Origin of the sequence: Klebsiella planticola, from assembly GCF_000783935.2 — a bacterium.
Taxonomy (GTDB): Bacteria; Pseudomonadota; Gammaproteobacteria; order Enterobacterales; family Enterobacteriaceae; genus Klebsiella; species Klebsiella planticola.
Map to the genome: position 1 here is coordinate 4,346,287 of NZ_CP026047.1, position 18,673 is coordinate 4,364,959.

General features: G+C 58.6%; 17 protein-coding genes and 1 pseudogene. 12 read left to right on the forward strand and 6 right to left on the reverse strand.

Going from position 1 to position 18,673, the window contains the following annotated elements:
* Positions 1 to 113: 113 nt before the first annotated feature.
* Positions 114 to 1,769, forward strand: a complete 1,656-nt coding sequence (locus MC50_RS20855) for an ABC transporter permease (RefSeq protein ID WP_102990891.1) — start codon at positions 114 to 116, stop codon at positions 1,767 to 1,769.
* Positions 1,770 to 1,845: 76 nt separating this feature from the next.
* Positions 1,846 to 2,691, forward strand: coding sequence for an N-hydroxyarylamine O-acetyltransferase (nhoA, locus tag MC50_RS20860; protein ID WP_032687844.1), 846 nt, complete (start codon positions 1,846 to 1,848; stop codon positions 2,689 to 2,691).
* A gap of 112 nt (positions 2,692 to 2,803) precedes the next feature.
* On the opposite strand, the gene MC50_RS20865 is transcribed toward nhoA, so the two are convergent.
* Positions 2,804 to 3,214, reverse strand: coding sequence for a tautomerase family protein (locus tag MC50_RS20865; RefSeq protein WP_047664863.1), 411 nt, complete (start codon positions 3,212 to 3,214; stop codon positions 2,804 to 2,806).
* Between the two features lie 10 nt (positions 3,215 to 3,224).
* On the reverse strand, positions 3,225 to 3,539 hold the full coding sequence (locus MC50_RS20870) for a carboxymuconolactone decarboxylase family protein (RefSeq protein ID WP_032687841.1): 315 nt from the start codon (positions 3,537 to 3,539) through the stop codon (positions 3,225 to 3,227).
* Positions 3,540 to 3,643: 104 nt separating this feature from the next.
* Here MC50_RS20870 and MC50_RS20875 point away from each other — a divergent pair, with 104 nt between their 5' ends.
* Complete coding sequence (locus MC50_RS20875) at positions 3,644 to 4,552, forward strand: LysR substrate-binding domain-containing protein (protein ID WP_047665577.1); 909 nt, start codon at positions 3,644 to 3,646, stop codon at positions 4,550 to 4,552.
* 45 nt (positions 4,553 to 4,597) lie between these two features.
* Here MC50_RS20875 and MC50_RS20880 read toward each other — a convergent pair whose 3' ends face one another.
* Both MC50_RS20880 and MC50_RS20885 read right to left on the reverse strand, forming a co-directional pair.
* The gene (locus MC50_RS20880; RefSeq protein WP_032687840.1) at positions 4,598 to 4,870 is read right to left on the reverse strand and encodes a hypothetical protein; all 273 of its coding nucleotides are present in this window, start codon (positions 4,868 to 4,870) and stop codon (positions 4,598 to 4,600) included.
* Positions 4,871 to 5,012: 142 nt separating this feature from the next.
* Entirely contained in the window at positions 5,013 to 5,603 is a 591-nt protein-coding gene (locus tag MC50_RS20885) for a TetR family transcriptional regulator (RefSeq protein WP_032696252.1), read from the reverse strand.
* 120 nt (positions 5,604 to 5,723) lie between these two features.
* Between MC50_RS20885 and MC50_RS20890 the strand changes: the two genes are divergently transcribed.
* On the forward strand, positions 5,724 to 7,214 hold the full coding sequence (locus tag MC50_RS20890) for a SmvA family efflux MFS transporter (protein WP_047664864.1): 1,491 nt from the start codon (positions 5,724 to 5,726) through the stop codon (positions 7,212 to 7,214).
* Between the two features lie 2 nt (positions 7,215 to 7,216).
* On the opposite strand, the pseudogene MC50_RS20895 reads toward MC50_RS20890, so the two are convergent.
* Positions 7,217 to 8,114, reverse strand: a pseudogene (locus MC50_RS20895) (IclR family transcriptional regulator domain-containing protein).
* A 112-nt stretch (positions 8,115 to 8,226) separates the two neighbouring features.
* Between MC50_RS20895 and MC50_RS20900 the strand changes: the two are divergent.
* The 7 genes from MC50_RS20900 (at position 8,227) to benD (ending at position 14,525) form a co-directional block, all read left to right on the forward strand.
* Positions 8,227 to 9,393, forward strand: a complete 1,167-nt coding sequence (locus tag MC50_RS20900; RefSeq protein ID WP_369804349.1) for a muconate cycloisomerase family protein — start codon at positions 8,227 to 8,229, stop codon at positions 9,391 to 9,393.
* A gap of 19 nt (positions 9,394 to 9,412) precedes the next feature.
* Positions 9,413 to 9,703, forward strand: a complete 291-nt coding sequence (catC, locus tag MC50_RS20905; protein ID WP_032687819.1) for a muconolactone Delta-isomerase — start codon at positions 9,413 to 9,415, stop codon at positions 9,701 to 9,703.
* A 77-nt stretch (positions 9,704 to 9,780) separates the two neighbouring features.
* Complete coding sequence (catA, locus tag MC50_RS20910) at positions 9,781 to 10,710, forward strand: catechol 1,2-dioxygenase (RefSeq protein WP_032696249.1); 930 nt, start codon at positions 9,781 to 9,783, stop codon at positions 10,708 to 10,710.
* A gap of 141 nt (positions 10,711 to 10,851) precedes the next feature.
* Positions 10,852 to 12,234, forward strand: a complete 1,383-nt coding sequence (locus tag MC50_RS20915; RefSeq protein ID WP_032696248.1) for a Rieske 2Fe-2S domain-containing protein — start codon at positions 10,852 to 10,854, stop codon at positions 12,232 to 12,234.
* On the forward strand, positions 12,234 to 12,719 hold the full coding sequence (benB, locus tag MC50_RS20920) for a benzoate 1,2-dioxygenase small subunit (protein WP_032687817.1): 486 nt from the start codon (positions 12,234 to 12,236) through the stop codon (positions 12,717 to 12,719). Before MC50_RS20915 ends, benB begins: the two co-directional genes overlap by 1 nt.
* Before the next feature lie 9 nt (positions 12,720 to 12,728).
* Entirely contained in the window at positions 12,729 to 13,742 is a 1,014-nt protein-coding gene (gene benC, locus MC50_RS20925) for a benzoate 1,2-dioxygenase electron transfer component BenC (protein ID WP_047664865.1), read from the forward strand.
* Positions 13,743 to 13,751: 9 nt separating this feature from the next.
* Positions 13,752 to 14,525 carry a benzoate diol dehydrogenase BenD gene (gene benD, locus MC50_RS20930; RefSeq protein WP_032687814.1) on the forward strand — a complete coding sequence of 258 codons (774 nt, stop codon included), beginning with the start codon at positions 13,752 to 13,754 and terminating at the stop codon, positions 14,523 to 14,525.
* Here the strand turns inward: benD and yddG are convergent.
* Complete coding sequence (gene yddG, locus MC50_RS20935; RefSeq protein ID WP_047665580.1) at positions 14,522 to 15,400, reverse strand: aromatic amino acid DMT transporter YddG; 879 nt, start codon at positions 15,398 to 15,400, stop codon at positions 14,522 to 14,524. The genes benD and yddG overlap by 4 nt on opposite strands.
* A gap of 223 nt (positions 15,401 to 15,623) precedes the next feature.
* Here yddG and fdnG point away from each other — a divergent pair, with 223 nt between their 5' ends.
* On the forward strand, positions 15,624 to 18,671 hold the full coding sequence (gene fdnG / locus MC50_RS20950) for a formate dehydrogenase-N subunit alpha (RefSeq protein WP_102990890.1): 3,048 nt from the start codon (positions 15,624 to 15,626) through the stop codon (positions 18,669 to 18,671).
* Positions 18,672 to 18,673 lie beyond the last annotated feature (2 nt).

An 18,673-nucleotide genomic window follows, 5' to 3' on the forward strand; every position in this document is an offset into this window, starting at 1 on the left:
CCCGGAGGCGGCGCTGGCGCGCCTGTCCGGGCTACTGGACCGCAGACGGCTGTGAACCTGTAGCCCGGCTAAGCGCAGCGCGAGCCGGGTAAGATCGTATCCAGGACTCTACCGTGAAACAGAAACTGATTTCCAGCGTCACCCTGACGGTGCTACTGGTGCTGGTGGCGTTACCGCTTTTATTCATCGTCTTGCAGGCCATTTTCCCTCATTTTAGCGCCGGTTCCCTGAGCGGGGCGCTGACGGGCGTACCGATGCTGTTAGCCGATCCTCAGCTCCTGCCGATGCTCGGCGGTACCCTGTGGGTGGCCAGCGGCGTCGCGCTGATGAGCGTGGTTATCGGCCTGCCGCTGGGGGTGTTGCGCGGCCTGTTTAATGTTCCGCTGCCGCGCCTGTGGGATCTGCTGTTCCTGATCCCGTTCCTCACGCCGCCGTATATCGCGGCGCTGTCGTGGATGCTGGTGCTGCAAAGCAACGGCTATCTGCAACAGTTAACCGGTTGGGATCTGAACGATCTGCTGTTCAGCCGCGGCGGGATCGTGCTGGTGATGACCTTTAATATCTTCCCGGTGGTCTATTTTGCCGTTTCCCGCAGCCTGCTGGCGAGCGGTCAGCGGCTGGCGATTGTCGCGCGCGTTCATGGCGCCAGCGCCTGGCGAGCCTTCTGGCATATTACGCTGCCGATGCTTTCCCCGGCGCTGGCGGCGGGGATGCTGCTGGCGTTTACCCTGGCGATTGAGGAGTTTGGCGTCCCGGCGGCGTTGGGATCGCGGGCCGGACTGGTGATGCTTACCGTCGGTATTGAGAAAAAGCTGGCCGACTGGCCCATCGATCTGTCCGGCGCGTCGCTGCTGTCGCTGCTGCTGATTGGGGTTGCGCTGCTGGCCTGGTGGCTGCAAAAGCGGTTGGTGGGGGATACTGAGGTCACCAGCGTGACCGGTAAGCCGGGGGAAAATAGCGGGGCGGAACTGGGGTGGCTGGCGTTGCCCGCTGTTCTACTGATGCTGGGTATCGGAGGCATCGCGGTGGTGCTGCCGGGGGCGGCGATGGTCCTGACCGGCCTGATGGGGACCTTATCAGGCGGCATTCATGCCGATAATTTTACCTTCCGCCATTTTGCCGCGCTGTTTGCCAGCCAGGGGGATGCGCTGTCGGCTCTGGGCACCAGCCTTTCTCTGGCGCTGGCGTCGGCGCTGATCGTCGGCCTGGTGGGGCTGATTGTCGCGTGGCTGGTGCTGGTGCAGAAAATCAAAGGCCGTGGCATCGTCGATGCGCTGTCGCTGATGCCGGCGGCGCTGCCCGGGGTTGTCGTGGGCGTCGGGTTGATTCTGCTGTGGAACCAGCCGTTCTGGCCGGTTTCGCCCTATAACAGCGGATGGATGTTGCTATTGTCATACTGTTGTCTGCTGCTGCCGTGGCCGGTGCGCTATGTTGGCAGCGCCCTGCGCCAGTTGGGGAGTAATCTCGAACCGGCGGCGCGGGTCCACGGCGCATCGCCGCTGCGGGCGCTGCGGCTGATTGTGCTGCCGCTGGTCTTTCCGGCGCTGCTGGCGGCGATGCTGATGGTGTTTGCCGTCGCTTCGCGCGAACTGGTGACGTCGCTGCTGCTGGCGCCGGCGGGGACGCAAACCGTGGCGGTATTTATCTGGCGTCAGTTTGAGCAGGGGTCAATCGGCCAGGGGATGGCCATGGCTTCGCTGACGCTGTTGAGCGGCCTGGCGCTGATGCTCGGCGCGCTGGCCCTGATGCAACGCAGCACGCGCGGTTAATGGTGACCGCACAAAATATGCAATCGGCGGGGAAAACCAGGCTATAAATGTCGGACACCGATTGCTGGAGGCATTGATGAGTCGATTTTTAAGCGCTTATTTTTCTCGTCTGGGCTGGACGGGAACCCCTGATGTATCGCTTAACACCTTGCGCGAACTGCATATTCACCACAATGGCGCGATTCCGTTTGAAAATCTGGATGTCCTGCTGCCCAGAGAGATCCATCTCGACGATCGAACGCTGGAAGAGAAGCTGATTCATGGCCGTCGCGGCGGTTACTGCTTTGAGCAAAATGGGCTGCTGGAGCGGGTACTTCGCGAGCTGGGTTTTCACGTCCGTAGTCTGCTGGGGCGCGTAGTGCTGGCCAATCCGGCGCAGATGCCGCCGCGAACCCATCGTCTGCTGTTGGTCGAGGTCGACGGTGAGCGCTGGATTGCCGATGTCGGCTTCGGCGGCCAGACCCTGACCGCACCTGTCCGGCTGCTGGCGGATGCGGAACAGTCAACCCCGCACGGTGTCTACCGACTGATTTGCGAAGGGGATGAGTGGACGTTGCAGTACAGCCATCACGGCCACTGGCAGTCGATGTACGTTTTCGACCTCGGGCGCCAGTATGCTGCTGATTATGTCATGGGAAATTTCTGGTCGGCGCACTGGCCGCAGTCGCATTTCCGCCACCATCTGCTGATGTGCCGTCATTTACCGGACGGCGGGAAAATGACTTTAACCAACTTCCACTTCACCCATTGGGATAACGCCCATGTGGTCGAGAAGATTGATTTACCGGATGTTCCGGCGCTGTATGAAGCGCTGCAAACCCGCTTCGGTATTGGCGTCGATGATGCCAGATATGGCTTTACGGAAGGCGAGCTCGCAGCGGTCATGGCGGCGTTTGATACCCACCCGGAGGCGGGGAAGTAAGGGTTACTCCGTCCAGACCGCCTGTATCGCATCGGTAGACCCGCACGGCCGCCGGGACGACAGTCTGCTTCCGGCCCCTGGCAGGTCTCCGCCTCCGTTATCCTCGCGTGGGTTACCGCGGCGCAGGAATATCCGTTAAGCGGAATATCTTGCCGCTGCCGAACGACCAGTCCTCCGGCTCGGTGAATCCAATGACCACCATGATATTCTGCGGGCCGATCCCCAACGAACGTTCCAGTCTGGCGACTAAATTTTGATAAAAAGCCTGTTTCTGATGAGGGCTGCGCGCTTTGCCAGCCGTTATCTGAAACAGCAGATAATCGTCGCTGCGGCTGCCCTCTGCGCCGCAGAGATAGTCAGGGTCAAACACGCGCTGTTGTGGGCTGTAGCAGTCAAAAAGCTGAAAACAGTCGCCAGCCGGTACCGAAAAATGCTCTTCAAGCGCCTGCTGCAAATCCCTGGAGATTTGAACGTGCCATTTCTCGAAATGCTGCGCAGAAATGGCGATGCGGGTCATGGGCATAAGCGTCCCCTCATTCGGTATCGAGCTGGCTAAACACATTGAGCGCCGAAACCGCCGCTGGCCATCCGGCGTAAAACGACAGGTGGGTAAAAAGCTCCGTGATTTCGCTCTCCGTAACGCCGTTTTTGCGGGCCAATTTCAGGTGCCAGGCAAGCTGTTCAGGGCGATACATGGCGACCAGCGCGCTGAGAGTGATGAGACTTCTGTCGCGCGGTGACAGCGCCGGGCGCTGCCAGATATCGCCAAACAGAACCTCTTCACTCAGTGATGCCAGCTTTGGCGCCAGCGCCGCCAGGTTTTCCCGGGTCAGATTAACTTTGTCCATTTGCAACCTCATAGGTGGATGTCACGGAGACGATATCCGGTTATGATGGTTTCGATAATCATATAATTTGTGATCAACAATCCTGAAAAGCGGGATGATTAATGATGACCAGACGACCACTGACCTTTGATGCCGATGCGCTGCGCGTTTTCGTGACCGGCATGGAACTGGGCAGTTTTGCCCTTGCCGCCGAACGCCTGGGGCGTTCAACGTCGGCGATCAGCGCTCAGCTTAAAAAGCTTGAGCAGCAGAGCGGCACGGCGCTGGTACAAAAGGCCGGGCGTCATCTGGCGTTGACGGCGGAAGGGGAGATTATGCTGAGCTACGCGCGGCGAATGCTTAGCCTGAACGACGAAGCCTGGGCTGCGCTTAAGGCCAGAGGAGTGAGCGGCGAGGTTCGCCTCGGACTGCAGGAGGACTTTGGCGAGGTGTTACTGCCGGCGGTCCTCGGGCAGTTTTCCCGCGCCTGTCCCGAAGTGGAGATTGCGGTTACCGTCACTCGCAATGCGCCGCTGCGCGAGGCGATGATGCGCCAGGAGCTTGATCTGGCTCTGAGCTGGGAAGGGCGCGACCAACCGGTTTTTGATCGTCTGCTGGGGAGACTGCCGCTGCAGTGGATCGCGGCGGCGGAGTTCGATCCTGCCCGTTACCTCGACAGAAACCAGTCGCTGCCGCTGCTGGCTTTTGAAGCGCCGTGCGTCATGCGCACCGCCGCCACCGCGGCGTTAGACAACGCCGGAATACCCTGGCGGATTGCCTTTACCAGCCGCAGCCTGAACGGTATCTGGGCCGCCGCATCCGCAGGACTGGGAGTGGCGCTACGCACCACGATTGGCATGCCTGCTTCGCTGCAGGTCGTTGATTGCGCAAAATTGCCCGCGGCGGGTGACATCGGGGTGGGGTTATATGGCGATGAAAGTCGGCTTACCGGGCCGGCGAAACTGCTGCTGCATACCATTACCGCCTGTTTTGCGCTGCATATACCGCCGACGGATAATTCCGCTGTGCGCTGAACCCGGTCTGTTAAGCTGTTTTTGGCGCCTGGCGGCGTAAATTTGCTATCTGTTTGCAAAAAGATAAACGATGAACATCAGAATTGCACACAGGCACATAAATATAACGCTTGCGGTGTACTCCTTTACCTCCGTCAGATAATCGTCATTAAATTTATTTAACGCGTTAACGGCATCTTTTTCGTTTTCAGCTTCTACCGCAACGTGATGCTTTCTGAACCCCTGTCGTTTCATCTCTTTAATCAAAGAGGATGTCACCGCCTCTTTTGGTACGGCTTTCCCGCCGCGGCTGCTGATAAAAATGACGTATTTACCCATGGTTCCCTCACATCCGTATCATCCGGTTGAGTCAGCGCTTTTCAAGAGACGACATTTTAGTATATGTAAACTGTTGGCAGCGGCGACAGGTTCTGTCGGGCCGACAGCCCATGCCGTCCCGGGACATCTGAAGCTCAGGGGGCTAAATGGTTGGCGGGCATAGCAGCTCTAACGATATATAATGATTTATATAGCGTGTAAATGCGCTGTCGTCGATCGCTTCCATTCCCAGCGCATAAATCCCATCCAGTCCGCAGACCAGGGCAATTAAACGCCAGGCGATATTCTCCGCGCTGTCAGCGGGATGAAATTCACCGCTTGCGCTACCGAGACGAATAATATTGACCGTCTCTTCGTGCCACATCGACATGGTGAGCAGGTAGGCCTCTTTGATGTCGCTATCGCTCCCGCAGAGCAGTTGCCCCTCGCGCCACAGACGGATATAGGGATCCAGGCGGCCATCTTCGCTGCCGAGCATGGAAAACAGACGCTCGCGCCAGCTGGCGTCTTCCGCTACCAGCTGGATATCCAGCATCTCACGAATTAACCGAACGAAGGCCTGGGCCTTAAGTTCGCCGATAGAGGTGAAATGGTGATGCAGTTGCCCGGTAGAGACTCCGGCTTCGGCGGCGATTTGCCGGACGGTCATGGCACCTAAGCCACCCTGCAGCGCGACGCGCATCGCCGCCAGCATGATCACCTCCCGACGAGCTTCCCGATTTAAGTAGTGCATATTTCCCCGCTGAGCCGTGGTTTTCCTCGATAGTAACAAAAAGTTGGACAGTTGTTCAACAATCCGGCAGGATCGCAATCCTGGACACGTGTCCAATTTGTAAAGTTGAGGAAAAAAAGTATGTCTCGGCAATGGTTAACGCTGGTGGCGATTTTGTTGGTGTATTTACCGGTGGCGATTGATGCCACGGTGCTGCATGTCGCCGCGCCAACGCTTAGTATGTCGTTGGGGACCAGCAGCAATGAGCTGCTGTGGATCATTGATATTTATTCATTAGTCATGGCCGGCATGGTGCTGCCGATGGGGGCGCTCGGCGATAAAATTGGCTTTAAACGGTTGTTGCTGCTCGGCAGCGCTATTTTCGGCGTTTCGTCGCTGGCGGCGGCATTTTCACCCACTGCGCTGGCGCTGATCGCCTCCCGCGCGCTGCTGGCCATTGGTGCGGCGATGATCGTCCCGGCGACGCTTGCCGGCATCCGTAACACTTTTTCGCAGGCGCGGCACCGCAACATGGCGCTTGGTCTGTGGGCGGCGATTGGCTCTGGCGGCGCCGCTTTCGGCCCGTTGGTAGGCGGCATCCTGCTGGAACATTTTTACTGGGGATCGGTGTTCCTGATCAACGTGCCCATCGTGCTGGCGGTTATCGCCTTCAGCGCCCGGATGGTACCGCGCCAGCCGGCGCGCCGCGAACAACCGCTTAATCTGACCCAGGCATTGATGCTTATTGTGGCGATCCTGATGCTGGTGTTCAGCGCAAAATCGGCGCTGAAAGGGCAGATGGCATTATGGATGACCGGATTGATCGCGCTGGTGGGCCTGGCGCTGCTGGTGCGCTTTGTTCGTCAGCAGCTTTCCTCCGCGACCCCGATGGTCGATATGCGCCTGTTTACGCATCGCATTATCTTAAGCGGCGTGATGATGGCGATGACCGCACTGATCACCCTGGTGGGCTTTGAGCTACTGATGGCGCAGGAGCTACAGTTCGTCCATGGCAAAACGCCGTTTGAAGCCGGGCTGTTTATGCTGCCGCTGATGCTGGCGAGCGGATTTAGCGGACCTGTTGCCGGGGTGATGGTTTCCCGCCTGGGCCTGCGGCAGGTCGCAACTGGCGGTATGCTGCTGAGCGCGCTCAGTTTCCTCGGCCTGTCGATGACTGACTTCAGCTCCCAGCAGTGGCTGGCGTGGGGATTGATGACTCTTTTAGGCTTCAGCGTCGCCAGCGCGTTGTTGGCTTCCGGCGCCGCCATTATGGCGGCCGCGCCGAAAGAGAAAGCGGCGGCGGCCGGCGCCATTGAAACGATGGCCTACGAGCTGGGGGCCGGTCTGGGGATCGCGCTGTTCGGCCTGATTCTGACCCGCAGCTACAGCTCATCGATTGTGCTGCCTGGCGGGATGGACGGTCAGGCCGCAGCGCAGGCCTCGTCGTCCATCAGCGAAGCGATCGCCCTGGCGCAATCGCTGCCCGCTGTTCCGGCGCATTCGCTGATTGCAGCGGCGAAAACCGCATTTATCAGCGCCCACAGCATCGTGCTGGCCACCGCCGGGGTGCTGCTACTGCTGCTGGCCGCCGGGATCTGGCGCAGTCTGGCGCAGGCGCCGAAAATGAACTAGCCCTACAGCTGGAGAGAAAGCTCCATGGCCGCCCGTCGCAGCGGGGCCAGCGCTTTCTCTCTCAGCGCGACGGCGCTCATGGCGCTGGCGGGCACGCCGACGTTGAGCGCCGCTACCACCTGGCCGCTGCGTGACAGCAGCGGTACCGCCAGCGAACATAATCCCACCTCAATTTGCCGATCGGCGATGGCATATCCCTGCATACGTACTCTGGCTATTTCCTCCCGCAATCCCGCTAAATCACACAGCGTATGCGGGGTATAGCGAATTAAATTTGCGCGTGACAATGTCACGTCAAGCTGATCTTCCGGCAGGGCGCTAAGCAGTACGCGGCCCATTGAGGTCGCCCATGCGGGGAGACGGCTGCCGCGACCGATGTCGACGCTCAGCAGATTGTTGACTGCGGCTCTGGCGATATAGAGCACGTTATCGCCATCGAGGGTGGCGGCGGAGCAGGACTCGCCGAGGCTCTTACCGAGGTTATCCAGCGCGGTCTGGGCCACTTTCGCCAGCGGCGTCCCGGCCAGGTAGGCGTGGCCGACGGCCAACACTCGCGGCAGCAGTTCATAGCAGCGTCCGTCAGGGCTGTGCACCATGCCGAGCGCGGCCAGGGTATACAGGCAGCGGCGGACGGCGGCGCGAGAAATCTGCGTTTTCTGGCTGAGCTGCGAGATAGTCAGCCGCTGGCGCTGGGGAGTAAAGGCGTTGAGAACCTCCAGCCCGCGCGCCAGCGACAGCATGAAGTTCGGGTCGTGTTCGGCCTGCCTGGCGCTGAGGGGGGTTGGTGGTGTCGCGCTCATTGAATTCCTCTCCATTCGAAAACAAAAGCTCACGGGACACCACTATACCGTGGGGAAAAAGGGCGGCGACGGAATGTGCCTGTTTTACCACCCGGATCACACTATTAACCTCATTTTAACAAGCGCGTCGATAATCGCACAACATTTCGATTATCGCCGTTGACCATTTCACCGGCTCCCCCCTATTGTCAAAGTCATCGTCACCCCTCGTTATGGTTGGCGTCACAAAAAGTTATGAATTTAACGATCAGGAAGAAAACATGACCGCGACCGTAGAACGCATTGAAAGCTGGCTGGTTGACGTCCCGACCATCCGCCCGCACAAACTCTCAATGACAACCATGGGCTGCCAGACGCTGGTGATTGTCCGCATTACGCGCTCTGACGGTATTTGCGGTATCGGCGAGGCGACCACCATCGGCGGGCTGAGCTATGGCGTCGAGAGTCCGGAAGCTATCTCCAGCGCCATTAACCATTACCTGACGCCGCTGCTCAAAGGGCAGCCCGCCGATAACCTCAATGCGCTGACGCAGCGTATCAACAGCGCCATCAAAGGTAACACCTTCGCCAAATCCGCGATTGAAACCGCGCTGTTGGATGCGCAGGGCAAGGCGCTGGGGCTACCGGTTTCGGCGCTGCTTGGCGGCGCGCTGCAGACCTCGCTGCCGGTGCTGTGGACCCTGGCGAGCGGGGATACCCACAAGGACATCGCCGAAGGGGAAAGGCTGCTGGCCGAAGGTCGCCATCAGGCATTTAAGTTAAAAATTGGCGCCAGCGAACTGGCTAGCGATTTACGCCACACCCGGGCGATTGTCGAAGCGCTGGGCGATCGGGCGAGCATTCGTGTCGATGTCAACCAGGCCTGGGACGCCACCGCGGCGGCTAAAGGATGTCGTGAACTGGCGGCGATGGGCATCGACTTAATTGAACAACCGGTCAGCGCGCAGGACAACGCGGCGCTGGTTCGCCTCAGCCATCACATTGAAACCGCGATTCTGGCGGATGAAGCGGTGGCGACGTACTTCGATGGCTATCGCCTGGCGCAGCAAGGCTTCAGCGGCGCCTTTGCCTTGAAAATTGCCAAAGCGGGCGGTCCGGCCAGCGTTTTAGCCCTGGCGCACGTCGCGCAGGCGGCGGGCATCGGATTGTATGGCGGCACCATGCTGGAAGGGACCGTGGGCACCGTCGCATCGCTGCACGCCTGGTCGACGCTGCCGCTGCAATGGGGCAGCGAAATGTTTGGCCCGCTGCTGCTCAAAGATGACATCGTCAGCGTGCCGCTAACGTTCGCTAACGGCAGCGTGGTCCTGCCGCAGACCCCGGGTTTAGGTGTCGAACTCGATGAAGATAAATTGCAGTTCTATGCCCGTAAAGCGTAGGACATGACAGGAGAAAAATATGCTGTTTAAAGTGGATATGACCGTCAAGATCCCGCTGGGATATCCCGCCGACGAGCTTGAGGATATTAAACAACGAGAAAAAGCCTATTCTCAGCAATTACAGCGTGAAGGCACCTGGCGACATATCTGGCGCGTCGCCGGACTGTACGCCAATGTCAGTATTTTTGATGTGCGTGATGCCGACCAGTTGCACCAGATATTAATGGCTCTGCCGTTATACCCGTTTATGGAAATCCGCGTCGAGGCCTTGTGTCGTCATCCCTCCTCGATTCGTGAAGACGATAGCTAAAAATAATAAGAAACCTCGCGCCGGATATTCCGGCGTTAACCCTACAAGCCACCTGCAAGCAATAAGTGAGAATCACAATGAAAAATTCTTTCGTACAACAAGAAGCCGTGCAGAAATTATTACGTGAAAGTGCCGGGTTAAATGTTCCCGGCGGTAATGAACGCTTTAAAGCCATTGTGCATCGTTTACTGGAAAATATGTGCACCCTGATCGACGATTATAATATTACCGAGGAAGAGTTCTGGCATGCGGTGAACTATCTGCATGAACTGGGCGGGCGTCAGGAAGCGGCGCTGCTGGCAGCAGGTCTCGGGCTGGAACACTTCCTCGATCTGCGTCAGGATGCGATCGATGCCGCGCAGCATCGCGAAACCGGCACGCCGCGCACCATTGAAGGGCCGCTGTATGTCGCCAATGCGCCGCTTGCAGAAGGGTATGCGCGGATGGATGACGGTCGTGACGCCGGCGAGGTGATGTGGCTGCACGGCCAGGTTTGCGATACCCAGGGCCGTCCGGTTGCCAATGCGATTGTTGATATCTGGCATGCTAACACCCTGGGGAACTACTCGTTCTTCGATCGGAGTCAGAGCGACTATAACCTGCGACGCCGCATCCGCACCGGCGCAGATGGCCGCTACAGCGTGCGTAGCATCATGCCTTCTGGCTACGGCTGCCCGCCGGATGGCCCGACCCAAAAGCTGCTTAACCAGTTGGGTCGTCACGGCAATCGTCCGGCACATATTCACTTCTTTGTCTCCGCGCCGGGCCACAAGCACTTAACCAGCCAGATTAACCTTAACGGCGATAAGTATCTGTGGGATGACTTTGCCTTCGCGACCCGCGATGGCCTGATTGCCGACCCGGTTAAAATCACCGATCGTGAACTGATTCAGCAGCGTAAGCTTGACGGCGAACACACCGAAGTTCGCTTCGACTTTACTTTGTGTACGGCCCTGAACGCCGAAGAAGAACAGCGTATTTCCCGCCTGCGCGCGCAAGAGTCATGATCGGCGCACCTCCCGGGCCGGTGCGCCCGGGGCGGTGAGCCATGCTGTTACCCGGCCTGCCACGCGCGGCCGGGGATATTGCCGAATTGATTATTCTCTCTGATTTCATTAATTCCTGAATTCTGCAGGAGGGCTAAGCTCATGCAAAAAACACTCTCGCTATTAAAAGATAAAATCAGCAATGCATTAATTGTTGACCGGCAAAAACATATTTACCGCTGCCACCGTTCGATTTTTACCGATGCTCAGTTATTTGAATTTGAGATTAAGCATATATTTGAAGGGAACTGGGTATTCCTCGCCCATGAAAGTCAGATCCCTGAGCCCGGCGATTATTTCACCCTGACCCTGGGGCGTCAGCCGGTTATTATCACCCGCGATAAAAAACATGCCTTGCACGCGTTAATTAACAGCTGCGCCCATCGCGGCGCCATGCTCTGCCGGCGTAAAACCGGCAATAAAAACTCGTTTACCTGTCCGTTCCACGGCTGGACCTTCGGTAACAACGGTAAATTACTGAAAGCCAAAGATGAAAGTACCGGCGGATATCCGGAGACCTTTAAACATGAAGGGTCGCACGACCTGAAAAAACTGCCGCGCTTTGCCTCTTATCGCGGCTTCTTATTCGGCAGCCTCAATGAGGACGTGCAGCCGCTGGAAACCTATCTCGGCGAAACCTGCAAAATTATCGATCTGATGGTCGATCAGGCGCCGGAAGGGCTGGAAGTGTTGAAAGGCTCCTCCAGCTATGTCTATGAGGGCAACTGGAAGCTGGGCGCGGAAAACGGCGCCGACGGCTATCACGTCAGCGTGGTGCACTGGAACTACGCTTCCACGATGTCGCGCCGCAACTACGAAGCCGAAGGGACGCATTCCGTCGATGCTAACGGCTGGTCGAAAAGTCTCGGCGGCGGTTACGGTTTTGAAAACGGCCATATGCTGCTGTGGACCCGGGCGCTGAACCCGGAAGTGCGCCCGGTTTTCGCCCATCAGGCCCGCTTACAGGCCGAGTTTGGCGAGCTGCGCGCCGACCAGATGGTCAATGAAACGCGCAATCTTTGTCTCTATCCCAACGTCTATTTGATGGACCAGTTTTCCACGCAGATCCGCGTCATTCGCCCGCTCGCAGTAGATAAAACCGAAGTCACTATCTGGTGCTTTGCCCCGAAAGGTGAGCCGGACCAGGCCCGCGCGCTGCGCATTCGTCAGTACGAGGATTTCTTTAACGTCAGCGGCATGGGAACGCCGGACGATCTGGAAGAGTTCAGCGCCTGTCAGCGCGGCTATCTCGGCGAGAACCTGGCGTGGAGCGATCTCAGTCGCGGCGCGCTGCACTGGGTTGATGGTCCGGATGAGCACGCGCGGCATGGCGGATTTACGCCGCTGCTTAGCGGGGTGAAATCGGAGGATGAAGCGCTGTACATCGCCCATCACCATCACTGGCAAAAGGTCATGCTGGCCGCGCTGGAAAAAGAGCAGCAGCGCTATGAACAGTCCATAACCCAACGTGTGGAGGTGGTGTGATGCTGACGCTTGAGCAGGTTCGCCAGTTTCTCTATTACGAAGCCCGCCTGTTGGACGACCGCCAGTGGGATGAATGGCTGACGTGCTACAGCCCCAAAGTGGTGTTCTGGATGCCGGCATGGGGCGATGACGACAAGCTGACCCGCGATCCGCAGCGCGAAATATCGCTGATCTATTACCCCAACCGCGAGGGACTGGAAGACCGCGTCTACCGCATCAAAACGGAACGTTCTGGCGCCAGTACGCCGGAGCCGCGCACCACCCACATGATTAGCAACGTTGAGCTGCTTGGCGAAAATGAGCAAGGGGTGGAGGTGCGCTACAACTGGGTGACTTACAACCACCGCTATCAGCACACCGATGCGTGGTTTGGTTCGACCTGCGTCACCTTGACGGCCTGCGACGGCAAACCGCAGATCCTGCGTAAAACGGTGCGCCTGAATAACGATTATATCCGTCAGGTGATCGACGTTTACCATATTTAAGAGGTGGATATGTTTACTATCGCACTCAATTTTGAGGATGGCATTACCCGTTTTATCCAGTGCAATGCGGGAGAAAAAGTGCTGGACGCCGCCTACCGACAGAAGGTCAACCTGCCGATGGATTGCTCGGACGGCGTCTGCGGGACCTGCAAATGCCATTGCGCCAGCGGCGACTATGGCATGGGGGAAGAGTATCTGGAGGAGGCGTTGAGCGAAGAAGAGGCCGATGCCCGTCAGGTGCTGACCTGTCAGATGATCCCGACCAGCGATTGCGTGATTGACGTCCCGGTTGCTGCGGCGCAGTGCAAAACTGCGCTGGTCAGCACCGGTGCGGCGGTGATGCAGGTGAATCACCTGTCGGAGAGCGCCATTGAGCTGGTGCTCCAGCTGGATGAGCCGCTGGCTTTTCTGCCAGGACAATACATCAACATTCAGGTCCCGGGCACCCCGCAGGTGCGCGCTTACTCTTTCTGCTCGCTTCCGGGCGAGCGCGAAGGCCGGTTTCTGATCCGCAACGTGCCCGGCGGGGTAATGAGCCAATGGCTGACACGCCAGGCGGCGCCGGGCGATCGTCTCACCCTCAGCGGCCCGATGGGCAGCTTCTACCTGCGCAACGGGGAACGCCCGCTGCTGATGCTGGCGGGCGGAACCGGGCTGGCGCCGCTGCTGTCGATGCTGCACACCCTTGCCCGCCAGGGCAGCACCAGGCCGATCACGCTGCTCTACGGCGTCACCCGCGATGGCGATCTGGTGAAAACCGAGGCGCTGGATGCGTTTGTCGGCCAGCTTTCCGACTATCGCTGGCTGCCGGTGGTCGCCGATGAACAGAGCGCCTGCCCGCAGCGCGGGTTTGTCACCGGGCATCTTGATGAGGCGATGCTTAACGATGGCGATGTCGACATCTATCTGTGCGGCCCACCGCCGATGGTCAACGCGGTCTCCGGCGCGCTTCGCGAGCGGGGAATTAACCCGGCAGGTTTCTGGTACGAAAAATTTCTCGCCAGCCAGAGTGCGGCGGCATAAGGAGGAGCGATGCGTTTTCAACATCAAGTGGTGGCCATTACCGGCGCCGCCCAGGGTATTGGCCGTCAGACGGCAGAACAAGCCGCCCGCGAAGGCGCCCGTTTGCTGCTGATCGACCGTTCGCGCTATGTCCATGAGCTGGCGGCGACGCTGGCCGAGGGGGGCAGCGAGGTGCTGGCGCTGGAGGCGGACCTCGAACAGTGGGAGAGCACCGAGCAGGCTTTTGCCGCCGGGGTCGCCCATTTTGGCCGACTGGACGTGGTGATTAATAACATCGGTGGGACGATCTGGGCGCGCCCGTTTGCCGAATATCAGCCGGATCAGATTGAAAAAGAGATTCGTCGTTCGCTGTTTCCGACGCTATGGGGCTGCCGCGCGGCGCTACCGTGGATGCTCAAACAGGGCAAGGGCAGCATCGTTAACGTCTCGTCCGTCGCCACTGCGGGGATTAACCGGGTGCCCTACTCGGCGGCGAAGGGCGGGGTCAACGCGCTGACCCGTTCGATTGCCATGGAGTACAGCGGCAGCGGGATTCGCATCAACGCCGTGGCGCCGGGCGGAACCGAGGCCCCGGCGCGCTTAACCCCACGGAATCATGAAACGCCCACGGCGCAGGAGCAGGCGTGGTATCAGCAGGTGGTCGCGCAAACCGTGGAGAGCAGCCTGATGCATCGCTACGGCACGCTGGCGGAACAGGCGAACGCGATCCTGTTTCTCGCCAGCGATGAAGCAAGCTATATCACCGGCGTTACGCTGCCGGTGGCCGGTGGCGACCTCGGCTAACGTCGGGTGGCATACCAGCAAAGCAGGGAGCCGGCGCAAACCATGCCGGCGCCCTGCCAGAATGGCCAGGAGAGGACCGCGCTGAGCAACACCGTCGCCAGCGCCGAAGAGAGCACCGGGGTAAAGTAAGAGGCGGCCGCCAGCAGGCTGACGTTACCGTGGAGAATCCCCACGTTCCAGGCCGCATAGCCAAACCCCAGCGCCACCGCGCACATCACCAGCTTAATGACCACCGGCCAGCTGAAAATCATCGGCGGTTGCTCGCTGAGCATAAACTTCAGCCACAGGGTCAGAGCGGTTAATAAAACAAACAGGGTGATGCCGTTTTTGCCGCGCGCATATTTTGCGGTGACCGTGCAATAGGTCGCCCAGATAAATGCGCCGACAAAGGCCAGAATATAGCTCAGCGGGCTGGAGACGACGTTGCGGGTAATTTCATCGATATTCAGGCCATGCTCACCGCCTAATACCCAGGTGACGCCAAGCAGCGCGAGAAATAAGCCGGGAATGACCAGCCAGCTGGTTTTCTGACCATTAAAGAGAATGGCAAAGAGAATCGTCAGGCTGGGCCACAGATAATTGACCATCCCGACTTCAATCGCCTGCTGGCGACTCCCGGCAAAGCCCAGCGACAGCGCCAGACAAATTTCATAGCTGACGAACAGCAGACTGCCGGCCAGCAGATAGGCGCGCGGCATTTGCCGCAGCCGGGGAAACCCGACGGTGGCCAGCAGTAATAAGCCGCTCAGCGTATAGATCATTGCCGCGCCGCCGACCGGACCTAACCCTTCACTGACGCCACGAATTAATCCGACCATCGTGCTCCACAGCACAATGGCAGCCAGACCGGTCAACGTTGCTTTTTTCTTTTCCATGTCAAACCTGACACCGATATTCATCAAGAGACGATTTATAACACTTTTTCATTCCTTCTGGCCCCTGTTTTCCTTCGCGCTTAATACAAAGGGAGTAATGAAATCCGCTGACCTTGACTATTAAGGGGGCGATGGTTTTCGACATTGATTTGACGCAAAAAAATAAGGGGCATTGCTGTTAGTTTCCCCCGCGATGAACACGCATCCTGCATGGAGAAAATCAATGGACGTCAGCCGCAGAAAGTTTTTTAAAATCTGCGCAGGCGGTATGGCCGGAACAACAGCTGCTGCACTGGGTTTCGCACCCAAAATGGCGCTGGCTCAGGCGCGTAATTACAAATTATTGCGCGCCAAAGAGATCCGCAACACCTGCACATACTGTTCCGTGGGCTGCGGGCTATTAATGTATAGCCTGGGCGACGGCGCGAAGAACGCGAAAGAAGCCATTTATCATATTGAAGGGGATCCCGATCACCCGGTCAGCCGGGGCGCGTTATGCCCGAAAGGGGCGGGGCTGCTGGATTATGTTCACAGCGAGAATCGTCTGCGTTATCCGCAATACCGCGCGCCGGGCTCTGACAAATGGCAGCGCATCTCCTGGGACGATGCCTTCACCCGTATCGCCAGACTGATGAAAGCCGACCGTGATGCCAACTTTATTGAGAAAAACGAGCAGGGCACCGTGGTTAACCGCTGGCTTTCAACCGGGATGCTGTGCGCCTCGGCGGCAAGTAATGAAACCGGCATGCTGACGCAGAAGTTCGTGCGTTCGCTCGGCATGCTGGCAGTGGATAACCAGGCGCGCGTCTGACACGGACCAACGGTAGCAAGTCTTGCTCCAACATTTGGTCGCGGTGCGATGACCAACCACTGGGTTGATATCAAAAACGCTAACGTGGTGGTGGTGATGGGCGGCAATGCCGCTGAGGCCCATCCGGTGGGATTCCGCTGGGCGATGGAGGCGAAAAACAACAACGATGCTCTGCTTATCGTCGTTGACCCGCGCTTTACGCGTACGGCTTCGGTCGCCGATATCTATGCGCCGATTCGTTCCGGTACCGACATTACCTTCCTGTCGGGCGTGCTGCGGTACCTGATTGAAAACAACAAAATCAACGCGGAGTACGTTAAACACTACACTAACGCCAACCTGCTGGTGCGCGACGATTTTGCCTTCGAAGATGGCCTGTTCAGCGGCTATGACGCTGAAAAACGGCAGTACGATAAAACATCGTGGAACTATCAGTTCGACGAAAACGGCTACGCTCTGCGCGATGAGACCCTACAACATCCGCGCTGCGTATGGAACCTGCTGAAGCAGCACGTCTCCCGCTATACGCCGGAAGTGGTGGAGAACATCTGCGGAACGCCAAAAGCCGATTTCCTCAAAGTGTGCGAAGTGCTGGCCTCCACCAGCGCCGCGGACCGGACCACCACTTTCCTGTACGCATTGGGCTGGACGCAGCATACCGTCGGCGCGCAGAACATCCGCACCATGGCGATGATCCAGCTACTGCTTGGCAATATGGGGATGGCCGGCGGCGGCGTCAACGCCCTGCGCGGCCACTCCAATATTCAGGGCTTAACCGACCTCGGTCTGCTGTCGACCAGCCTGCCGGGCTATCTGACGCTGCCGTCTGAAAAACAGACCGATCTGCACAGCTGGCTGGCGGCGAACACGCCAAAAGCCACGCGAGCGGATCAGGTGAATTACTGGAGTAACTATCCGAAGTTTGCGGTCAGCCTGATGAAAGCGTTTTACGGCGATGCGGCGCAGAAAGAGAACGACTGGGGCTTTAACTGGCTGCCGAAATGGGATCAGTCTTACGACGTCATCAAGTATTTCAACATGATGGATAAAGGACAGGTCACGGGCTATATCTGCCAGGGCTTCAACCCGGTGGCCTCGTTCCCGGACAAAAACAAGGTGGTCCGCAGCCTGAGCAAGCTGAAGTACATGGTGGTTATCGACCCGCTGGTGACCGAAACCTCGACCTTCTGGCAAAACCACGGCGAGTCGAACGATGTTGACCCAGCGGCGATTCAGACCGAAGTGTTCCGTCTGCCCTCCACCTGCTTTGCTGAAGAGGACGGGTCGATTGCTAACTCCGGGCGCTGGCTGCAGTGGCACTGGAAAGGCCAGGATGCGCCGGGCGAAGCGCGTAACGACGGTGAAATTCTGGCCGGGATTTACCACCGTCTGCGCGAGATGTATCGCCGTGAAGGCGGGAAAGGCGCCGAACCGCTGCTGAAGATGAGCTGGAGCTACAGGCAGCCGGATCATCCGGAGTCGGAAGAGGTGGCGAAAGAGAACAACGGCTATGCGCTGGCGGATCTCTATGACAGCAACGGCGTCCTGCTGGCGAAAAAAGGCCAGCTGCTGAGCAGTTTCGCACTGTTGCGTGATGATGGCACCACGGCGTCGTCCTGCTGGATCTACGCCGGTAGCTGGACGGAGCAGGGTAACCAGATGGCCAACCGCGATAACGCCGATCCGTCAGGACTGGGCAATACGCTGGGCTGGGCCTGGGCGTGGCCGCTGAACCGACGCGTGCTGTACAACCGGGCATCGGCGGATATTAACGGCAAGCCGTGGGATCCGAAGCGGATGCTGATCCAGTGGAACGGCAACAAGTGGACGGGGAACGATATCCCTGACTTCAATACCGCCGCGCCGGGCAGCAACACCGGGCCGTTTATCATGCAGCCGGAAGGGCTGGGGCGTCTGTTTGCGCTCGATAAGCTGGCGGAAGGGCCGTTCCCGGAACATTACGAGCCCATGGAAACGCCGCTGGGTACCAACCCGCTGCACCCGAACGTGATCTCCAGTCCGGTGGTGCGTCTGTATGAAGACGACGCCCTGCGCTTAGGGAAAAAAGATCGGTTCCCTTACGTCGGCACCACCTATCGTCTGACCGAGCATTTCCACACCTGGACCAAGCATGCGCGGCTTAACGCCATCGCCCAGCCGGAACAGTTTGTGGAAATCAGCGAAGGTCTGGCGCAGGCGAAAGGCATTACCAATGGCGATCGGGTGACGGTGAGCAGCCAGCGCGGCTTTATTCGCGCGGTGGCGGTGGTGACACGCCGTCTGCGGACCCTCAACGTTCACGGCCAGCAGGTGGAAACCGTCGGGATCCCGCTGCACTGGGGCTTTGAAGGGGTGGCGCAGAAAGGCTATATCGCCAATACCCTGACGCCAAACGTCGGCGATTCCAACTCGCAAACGCCGGAGTATAAAGCGTTTCTGGTCAACATCGAGAAAGCGTAAGG